General features: G+C 66.1%; 8 protein-coding genes and 1 pseudogene. 2 read left to right on the top strand and 7 right to left on the bottom strand.

All coding sequences use genetic code 11. The features are described 5' to 3' along the window. Positions 1-10: 10 nt before the first annotated feature. Complete coding sequence (locus tag AU197_RS08930; RefSeq protein WP_064402176.1) at positions 11-1,000, bottom strand: malate dehydrogenase; 990 nt, start codon at positions 998-1,000, stop codon at positions 11-13. Between the two features lie 188 nt (positions 1,001-1,188). Between AU197_RS08930 and corA the strand changes: the two genes are divergently transcribed. Beyond that, positions 1,189-2,250 (top strand): magnesium/cobalt transporter CorA, encoded by a 1,062-nt coding sequence (gene corA / locus AU197_RS08935; protein WP_064402177.1) that lies wholly within the window; start codon positions 1,189-1,191, stop codon positions 2,248-2,250. Positions 2,251-2,319: 69 nt separating this feature from the next. Here corA and AU197_RS08940 read toward each other — a convergent pair whose 3' ends face one another. The 6 genes from AU197_RS08940 to AU197_RS08965 all read right to left on the bottom strand — a co-directional run bounded on the left by AU197_RS08940 (position 2,320) and on the right by AU197_RS08965 (position 8,019). Next, complete coding sequence (locus AU197_RS08940; protein WP_064402178.1) at positions 2,320-2,913, bottom strand: suppressor of fused domain protein; 594 nt, start codon at positions 2,911-2,913, stop codon at positions 2,320-2,322. Further along, positions 2,910-4,091, bottom strand: coding sequence for an ABC transporter ATP-binding protein (locus AU197_RS08945; RefSeq protein WP_064402179.1), 1,182 nt, complete (start codon positions 4,089-4,091; stop codon positions 2,910-2,912). Before AU197_RS08945 ends, AU197_RS08940 begins: the two co-directional genes overlap by 4 nt. Before the next feature lie 4 nt (positions 4,092-4,095). Next, the gene (locus tag AU197_RS08950) at positions 4,096-4,932 is read right to left on the bottom strand and encodes a carbohydrate ABC transporter permease (RefSeq protein ID WP_064402180.1); all 837 of its coding nucleotides are present in this window, start codon (positions 4,930-4,932) and stop codon (positions 4,096-4,098) included. After that, on the bottom strand, positions 4,932-5,861 hold the full coding sequence (locus AU197_RS08955) for a carbohydrate ABC transporter permease (protein ID WP_064402181.1): 930 nt from the start codon (positions 5,859-5,861) through the stop codon (positions 4,932-4,934). Before AU197_RS08955 ends, AU197_RS08950 begins: the two co-directional genes overlap by 1 nt. Next, complete coding sequence (locus tag AU197_RS08960) at positions 5,858-7,261, bottom strand: ABC transporter substrate-binding protein (protein WP_064402199.1); 1,404 nt, start codon at positions 7,259-7,261, stop codon at positions 5,858-5,860. The genes AU197_RS08955 and AU197_RS08960 overlap by 4 nt, the downstream gene beginning before the upstream one ends. Before the next feature lie 233 nt (positions 7,262-7,494). Next, the gene (locus tag AU197_RS08965; RefSeq protein ID WP_064402182.1) at positions 7,495-8,019 is read right to left on the bottom strand and encodes a YflT domain-containing protein; all 525 of its coding nucleotides are present in this window, start codon (positions 8,017-8,019) and stop codon (positions 7,495-7,497) included. A 106-nt stretch (positions 8,020-8,125) separates the two neighbouring features. On the opposite strand from AU197_RS08965, the pseudogene AU197_RS26610 reads away from it, so the two are divergent. Beyond that, positions 8,126-8,526: pseudogene (locus AU197_RS26610) on the top strand (DUF4190 domain-containing protein); the annotation flags it as partial.

Raw genomic sequence — 8,526 nt, forward strand, 5'->3', positions numbered from 1 at the left:
GCCCGGTGCCTCAGATCAGGCCGAGGTCCGTGACCGCCTTGCGCTCGTCGGCGAGCTCGGCCGTCGTCTTGTCGATGCGGCTGCGGGAGAAGTCGTCGATGTCCAGACCCTGCACGATCGACCAGTTGCCGTCCTTCGTCGTCACCGGGAACGACGAGATCAGACCCTCCGGCACACCGTAGGAACCGTCGGAGTACACCGCCATCGACACCCAGTCGTCGGCCGGGGTGCCCAGCAGCCAGTCCCGGGCCGCGTCGACGGTCGCCGATGCGGCCGACGCCGCCGAGGAGGCACCGCGCGCGTCGATGATGGCCGCGCCGCGCTTGGCGACGGTCGGGATGAAATCGTTCTCGATCCAGTTCTGGTCGTTGACGGCCTCGGCGGCGTTCTTCCCGCCGACCTCGGCGTGGAAGATGTCGGGGTATTGGGTGGCCGAGTGGTTGCCCCAGATCGTCATCTTCTTGATGTCGGTGACCTTGGCGCCGGTCTTGCGGGCCAGCTGGCTGATCGCCCGGTTGTGATCGAGGCGGGTCAGCGCCGAGAACCGCTCGCGCGGGATGTCGGGGGCGTTGGACATCGCGATGAGCGCGTTGGTGTTGGCCGGGTTACCGGTCACCCCGATGCGCACGTCGTCGGCGGCCACCTCGTTGAGGGCCTTGCCCTGGGCGGTGAAGATCGCGCCGTTGGCCTCGAGCAGGTCGCTGCGCTCCATGCCCGGGCCGCGGGGGCGGGCGCCGACGAGCAACGCCAGATTGGCGCCGTCGAAGATCTTGTTCGCGTCGGCGCCGATCTCCACGCCGGCAAGAAGCGGGAACGCGCAGTCGTCGAGCTCCATCACCACACCCTCGAGCGCCTTGAGCGCCGGCTCGATCTCGAGGAGCCGCAGCTCGACCGGCCGGTCGGGGCCGAGCAGTGATCCGCTCGCGAGGCGGAACAGCAAGCTGTAGCCGATCTGGCCGGCGGCACCGGTGACTGCGACCTTGAGGGGAGTTGTGCTCACGTCAGATGCTCCTTGGACAGATGTACGTTGCCCGCACCGCGGGCGGATTGCGTCGGGAACGAAACTAGCAGGCAGCCGACGCGCCCAGCCGCGTAGCATCGACCACGGCCCGAATCCGGGCGTGCGTCGTTCAGGAAGGCTGCGCCGATGGCGTCGTTCAGTCCGCGCTCACGACCCGACGTGCGGCCGTGAAGAACAGCCGCGACGGTCTGGCCGCCGACCCGGTCCGCGTGCCGGTGGCGCACGCGACCGTGGATTGCGGCATCTATTGCGACGGCACTCGACTGCCCGGAAGCTTCACCCACGACGCGGCCCAGGACAAGGTCCAGGAGCTGCGCCGAGAAGGCAGGAACGCCTTCGTCTGGATCGGCTTGAACGGCCCGGACGAACGCCAGATGCAGACGGTCGCGAACGTTTTCGGTTTGCACCCGCTCGCCGTCGAGGACGCGGTGCACGCACACCAGCGGCCGAAGCTGGAACGCTACGACGACACCTTGTTCCTCGTCCTCAAGACCGTCACCTACGTCGAACACGACTCGATCGCGCACGCCCGCGAGATCGTCGAGAGCGGCGAGATCATGATCTTCGTCGGACCCGACTTCGTGGTGACCGTGCGGCACGGCGAACACGGTGGGCTGGCCGGGGTCCGCAAACACCTCGAGGCCTCGCCGCACCTGTTGGAGCTCGGGCCCTATGCGGTGATGCACGCGATCGCCGATCACGTCGTCGACGGCTACCTCGAGGTCACCGAGTCGATCGAAAGCGACATCGACGCGATGGAAGAGGACGTCTTCTCCCCGACCAACCGCACCGACATCGAGTGCATTTATCTGCTCAAGCGCGAGATCGTCGAACTCCGCCGTGCGGTGGGCCCGTTGGCCACGGACCTGCAGAGTCTGGGTTCTGAGCATGCCGACCTGATCTCTGTCGAGATCCTGCGGTACATGGGCGATGTGCTCGACCACGCGATCAAGGCCTCCGATCGCATCGCCAGCTTCGACGAGGTGCTCAGCTCGCTGGTGCAGGCGGCCGTCGGCAAGGTGGCCATGCAGCAGAACACCGACATGCGCAAGATCTCGGCCTATGTGGCGATCGCCGCCGTGCCCACGGCGATCGCCGGCATCTACGGTATGAACTTCGAGCACATGCCGGAACTGTCGGCGACGTGGGGCTATCCGGCGGTGCTGTTGTTGATGGTGGTCATCTGCGGTCTGCTGTTCCGCGCGTTTCGGCGCAACCACTGGCTGTGAACTCGCGAAATCGCATTCCCGCAGGCGCCTTCTCGATCTTCCTCTGCCGGAACGTGATTCACGCGGAGCTCAGCTCGGTTTGGCCGCCGGGCGTGCCGGATCCAGCACGTCGACACCGTCCTGCTGCCACGCCTCGCGCATCGCGTCGGCACCCTTGAGGCGTACCCACGCGGCTTCGGTGGCGGTGATCGGCGTAGCCGCCAATACCTTCACCGGCTCCAGCGGGTCGGCCAACGGCACATCGCCGATCGCGCTGTCGCCCAACAGGAACGCGGTGAACGGTGTCGATTCCCACAGCGGTGTCTCCAGGTCGATCAACGCATCGGGCGCCAGGACGAGCCCTTCGACCGCGGGCGCGGCGGCCACGATGGCGATCGACCGGTGCAGCCCCCGCGGCGATGGTCCACGCAAGGCCACCGCCACCTCCGCGCGCGGACCGTGCAGGGCGTCGGTCACCATCTCGGTCGGGTCGAACATCGGATGACGCGAACAGCCCAGTGACACATAGTGCATGATGCCGCCGGAGTCAGGTCCGAAGCGCAGCACGTCGATGGTCTCAGTGCCCAGGAACGTGACGCTGGCCTCGTCGGGCTCGGATTCGATGCCCTGCCGAGCGAAATGCTCGCGCAGGTGGGTTCGGACCTTCGCGGGAACGTCGATCACTCGGGTGAATCGGCAGCGGGCAGGCTGAGGTTGTTGCCCGTCTCGGGATCGAAGACCACCAACTTCGAGGTGTCGAACGCCAACTGAATCGTGTCTCCCTGTTTGGCGGTCGAATCGACCGAAACCCGTGCCACGAACTCGTTTTCGCCGACACCCGACTCGGCGGCCAGCTCGGCGAGCTGGGCCGAACGCGCCCCGGCGCCTTCGGTTTTGAAGTGGAGATACCTGTCGGCGCCCAGCGATTCGACCATGTCCACCTTCACGTCGAAGGTCAGGGCGCGAATACGCGCATACCCGTCGAGCACCGCGGCATCCTCGAAATGCTCGGGCCGGACACCGACGATCACGTTCTTGGGCGCATTGCGGCGGGCCAGCAGGTCGTAGTTCTCCTGGGTGAGGGTGACCTCGCCGAACGGCAACCGCACGCCGACGTCGGTGATCGTCGCGGGGAAGAAGTTCATGGCCGGCGAACCGATGAAGCCGGCGACGAACAGGTTCGCGGGCCGGTTGTAGAGGTCCTCGGGAGTTCCGATCTGCTGGGCCACCCCGGCGAGCAGCACCACCACGCGATCGCCCAGCGTCATCGCCTCGGTCTGGTCATGGGTGACATAGACGGTGGTCGTGCCCAATCTGTCCTGCAGGCGGGCGATCTCCGCGCGCATCTGCACACGCAGCTTGGCGTCCAGATTGGACAGCGGCTCGTCCATCAGGAACGCCTTGGGATCACGCACGATCGCGCGCCCCATTGCCACGCGTTGCCGCTGACCTCCGGACAGCTGGCCCGGCTTGCGGTCCAAAAGCTCGCTCAAGTCAAGGATTCTCGCGGCCTCATCGACCTTGCGGGCGATCTCGTCCTTCTTCAGCTTGGCCAGCGTGAGCGGGAACGCGATGTTCTGCCGAACGCTCATGTGGGGGTACAGCGCATAGGACTGAAAGACCATCGCGATGTCGCGGTCCTTGGGCGCCTTCTCGTTGACACGCTCGCCGCCGATACGTAATTCACCCGAGGTGATGTCCTCCAGCCCGGCGATCATGTTGAGCGTGGTCGACTTTCCGCATCCCGACGGGCCGACGAGGATGATGAACTCGCCGTCGGCGATCGTCATCGACAACTCGGAGACGGCCGTCGCGCCGTTGGGGTAACTCTTCGTCACCCGGTCCAACACAATTTCGGCCATGGAACTACCCCTTCACCGCACCGGATGTCAGCCCGGCGACGATCCGTCGTTGGAAGATGAGAACAAAGATGATGATCGGGATGGTGATGACCATCGCGCCCGCCGCGATCGATCCGGTCGGTTCCTCGAACTGCGAACTGCCGGTGAAGTTCGCGATGGCCACCGGCGCGGTGATGGCGCGTTCGGTGGCGGTCAGCGACAGTGCCAGCAGCAGGTCATTCCACGCGAAGATGAACACCAGGATCGCGGCGGTGACGATGCCCGGCGCGGCTAGCGGGGCGATCACCTTGCGGAACGCCTGCGCAGGCGTCGCACCGTCCATCTTGGCCGCCTTCTCCAGATCCCAGGGGATCTCCCGGAAGAACGCCGAGAGCGTGTAGATCGCGAGCGGCAGCGCGAAGGTGATGTACGGGATGATGAGGCCGGGCCAGGTGTCGAACAGGCCGATCGCGCGTTCGATGTTGAAAAGCGGTGTGACGAGCGAGATGTGGGGGAACATCGCGATCAGCAGCGCGACGCCGATCAGCAGCTGCTTGCCCGGGAAGTCGAGTCGCGCGACGGCGTAGGCGGCCATCCCACCGATCACCACCGCGATCGCGGTGGTGATCAGGCCGATACCGATCGAGTTGATCAGCGCAGAGGTGAAGATGTTGCCCTGGAATATCGCCTTGTAGTTGTCGAAGGTGATCTCGGCGGGAATCAGCTTGCCGTCCTTGACACTTGACGTCGGCTTGAGCGACAGGGACAGAATCCACAGCACCGGGAAGAGCGCGTATACGACGACCAGCACGTTGACGATCGTCCACCCGGTCACCCGCGACGCACCGACGCGCTCAGCCATCAGCGACTCTCCTCGGTGGACCCCGGTGCCGCGGCACCGAAGATCTTGATGTAGATGAACGCGATGATGGCCACGCACAGGAAGATCAGCACGCTGATCGCCGAGCCGAGGCCGACGTTGAACGCTTTGAACAAGTTGTCGTATCCCAGGATCGACACAGAACCGGTGTTGTTGGCCCCGCCGGTGAGGATGTAGATGTTGTCGAAGATGCGGAACGCGTCGAGCGTGCGGAACAGCAACGCCACCAGGATTGCGGGCTTGATCAGCGGCAGGATCACCTTGGTCAGCCGCTTCCAGGCGCCTGCGCCGTCGACCTGGGCGGCGTTGAGCAGATCCTGCGGCACCAGCGCCAAACCGGCCAACAGCAGCAGCGCCATGAACGGCGTCGTCTTCCACACCTCGGCCAGCACCACGATCGCCAGCGAGGGAAGCTGTTCGGTCAGCGGTGCACTGCCCTCGGGCAGCAGGTTCGCCAGGTATCCGGTGCCCGGTGTCCACGCGTAGTACCAGCTGTACGACGCGGCGACCGTGACGATTCCGTACGGGATGAGGATGGCCGTTCGCACGACGCCCTTGCCGAAGATGGTGCGGTGCATCACCAGCGCCAGCGCCATGCCGAGGACGAATTCGATGGCCACCGAGACGACGGTGATGCCGAGCGTGACGAAAAAGGCTGTCCACCAGTACTGGTCGGTGAGGATGGTGACGTAGTTCTGAAGCCCGATGAACTCGGTGTCGTCGGGTGCGGCCATGTTGTTGCGCTGCAGGCTCAGCCAGACCGCGTAGGCGATCGGGTAGCCGGTCACCGCGAGCATCAATATGACCGCGGGCGAGATCAGCAGGAAGGCCAGCTTCCGCTCCGAGCGGGTGTCGTCGCTGCCGGTCGTGCTCGGTGCCGGTGCGGTCGCGGCCGCCGGTGGCGCGGTCACGGGATCAACCCCTTACCGTCGATGGCCTTTTGCACCTGTTCGGTCAGCTCGTCGGCGGTGCGCTCCGGGTCGATGTCGGTGATCGGAGCCAGCGTGGTGGAGATGCGGGTGGAAACCGCTTGGTACTGCGGCGTGGCGGGACGCACCGCGGCGTTGGTGAGTTGTTCGCGGATGATCTCGTGCTGGGGATATTTCGCCTGAAACGCCGGATCGCTGTACAGCGACGTGCGCACCGCCGGCAGCCCGCCCTCGACCGAGGTGTACCTCTGGTTCTCCACGTCGCGCAGACATCTGATGGCTTCGAACGCCTCGGCCTTGTGCTGGGTCGTCTTCGCCACGGCGAGGTTGAGGCCGCCGATGGTCACCTTCGCCGTCTCGCCCGCTCGCACGCCCGGATACAGGGCGAACCCCAACACCTTCCTGCTCTCCTCGAAGGCGGTCTCGAACTGTTCGTCGCTCGGCGAGAAGGTTCCGACGTCGCTGATGCTGCCGGCCAGCGAGGGGTTTTCGTTGAGCGGTAGGAACGACACCCCGCCCTTGATCGCGTTCTCGAGCAGCGACGGCAGCACATAGGGCCAGTTCACTTCCAGTGCCGCCTTGCCCTGTTCGAGTGCGAGCCGTGCGGTGGTCTCGTCGGTCTGCGTAACCGACGGGTCCGCACCGGGTGCGGTGGCGACGTTCTTGATGATCTGCAGCGCCTTGACGGTGGCGGCCCGGTGTTCGGGCGTATCGGTCAGCGTGACGGTTTGGCCGTCGTCGGAAAGCACCTGACCGCCGGCACTTTCGAGAAGGGTGTTGAACCACACCACCAGGCCCTCGTACTGCTTTCCTTGTACCGCAATCCAGCTCGGCTCACCGGCGGCGTGCAGGCGCGTCGCCTCGGCCACCATGTCATCCCAAGTCGCGGGTGGCTCCGACATCAGATCGGCTCGGTACCACAGCAATTGGGTGTTGGTGGTGATCGGCGCGGCGTACAGCTTGTCCTGCCACGTCGCGGTTTCCAACGGGCCCGGCAACGTGTTGGCCCGCGCGTCGGGCTCTGCTTGACCGGCCGGATCATCGGAGAGCGGCAACGCCCACCCGGCCTCGGCGAACTCGGCGGTCCACACCACGTCGAGCGCCATGACGTCGAGGCTTCTGTCGTTTCCGGTCAGGCGCCGCGCGAGCTGGAGGCGTTGGTCGTCGGCGCTCTTCGGCAGGCTGATCTGCTTGATGGTGAAGCGGCCGCCGAGCTGTTCGTTGCACCGCTCGGCGACGGCGGTGAAAGTCTGCGCCTCGTTGGCGGGGGTGTAGTAGTTGATGACGATGCCGCCGCTGTCGGAACCACACGCCGTCAGCGCTGACGCCGCCGTCAGCGCAGCGATCGCCGCGGCACCCATCCGCCGTGGGCCCCCGCGCATGCTGGCGAAGCGCACCACCCGCCTCCTCCGCGCGATGTCGCCGCCGGAGCGGCTCACGTCTCGACGTCGCGGGAATCTCCCGCGCGCAAACCGTATTGCCACAACCATGTGGTTTGCAACACCTCAGGGGCGCGCGGCGCGCACCGTTACGCAATCGCGAGCGTGCGCAACATCCGCATTGTGTGCGGCATGTCGTCTGCAGACCCGCACGCTCGCCGAAAAAGGGGTGGGCGTCAGATGGTCAAGCGCGCCAGCAGATCCCGCCCGCGTTCAGCGTTCTGCGGATCGCACAGGACGTCGTAGCGGCCCGCGACCAGTTGCAGCGTAGAACTGAAATCTCTTGTGCCGCGCGCCATCGCATACGGGATCGCCGATGTGATGAGGCCGAAGAAGACGCCGGCGATCAGGCCGGTGGCCAGCGCTGCGAACAGGTTGGTGCTGAAAAACCCGAGAATCAGACCGATGAACAGGCCCAGCCACGCACCCGTGAGCACACCGCCGCCGAGCACCTTGGGCCAGGACAGCCGGCCGGTGACCCGCTCTACCTGCATGAGGTCGACGCCGACGATCGTCACCTGCTGGACGGGGAACTCCTGGTCCGACAGGTAATCCACGGCGCGCTGCGCCTCGGCGTAGGTCGGATACGAACCGATGGGCCACCCCTTCGGCGGCGTGGGCAGACCGGCGGGGCCGCGACCCAAATTTGGGCCACCCGGCGTTGCGCCAGGATTTGCTCCAGGTTGAAACGGGCTGGTCATCGGTCCTCTATCTCCTCTTTGCCGCGAATCGTAAAGTTGCTGTCTCCTAAGGGACAACGCCGCGATGGCAGCGATCGTGCCCGAGAATTGCGCTAGGTTGACAAGCATGACAAATCCCGGGGAGGACGCAGCACGAAACGCACCATCGGAATCCGACGGGGGTGCGTCCGAGCAGGGGTCTGCGGCCCACGAGGCGCCGCCGATCGAGCAGTCGCCGACCTGGGTGACCGACCCGACGACGGGTTCGGGCGACGATCCGACGGCCAAGCGGTCGGCAGACCAGCCACCCGCGTTCGGGTCGCCGTACCAGGCTCCGCCGGCATACGACCCTTCGTCGGGGTATCCACCGCCTCCGGCCTACCCACCGCCGCCCCAGGGCGGCTATCCGCCCTGGGGGGGCGGGGGGGAGGCCCGCGGGGGGGGGGTCCCCGACGAAGGGGGGGAATGCCGCGGGGCCGGGGAAGGCGACCCGAACGACGGTGGGGTGTGTGGCCGCCCCGTTGGCGG

The sequence above is a fragment of the Mycobacterium sp. IS-1590 genome, from assembly GCF_001500025.1.
Lineage (GTDB): Bacteria > Actinomycetota > Actinomycetes > Mycobacteriales > Mycobacteriaceae > Mycobacterium.

What these genes read in the sequence shown, in the direction of transcription:
- AU197_RS08950 (WP_064402180.1), bottom strand. Translation starts at nt 4,932, where the DNA reads ATGGCTGAGCGCGTCGGTGCGTCGCGGGTGACCGGGTGGACGATCGTC.
- AU197_RS08960 (WP_064402199.1), bottom strand. Translation starts at nt 7,261, where the DNA reads ATGCGCGGGGGCCCACGGCGGATGGGTGCCGCGGCGATCGCTGCGCTG.
- AU197_RS08945 (WP_064402179.1), bottom strand. Translation starts at nt 4,091, where the DNA reads ATGGCCGAAATTGTGTTGGACCGGGTGACGAAGAGTTACCCCAACGGC.
- AU197_RS08965 (WP_064402182.1), bottom strand. Translation starts at nt 8,019, where the DNA reads ATGACCAGCCCGTTTCAACCTGGAGCAAATCCTGGCGCAACGCCGGGT.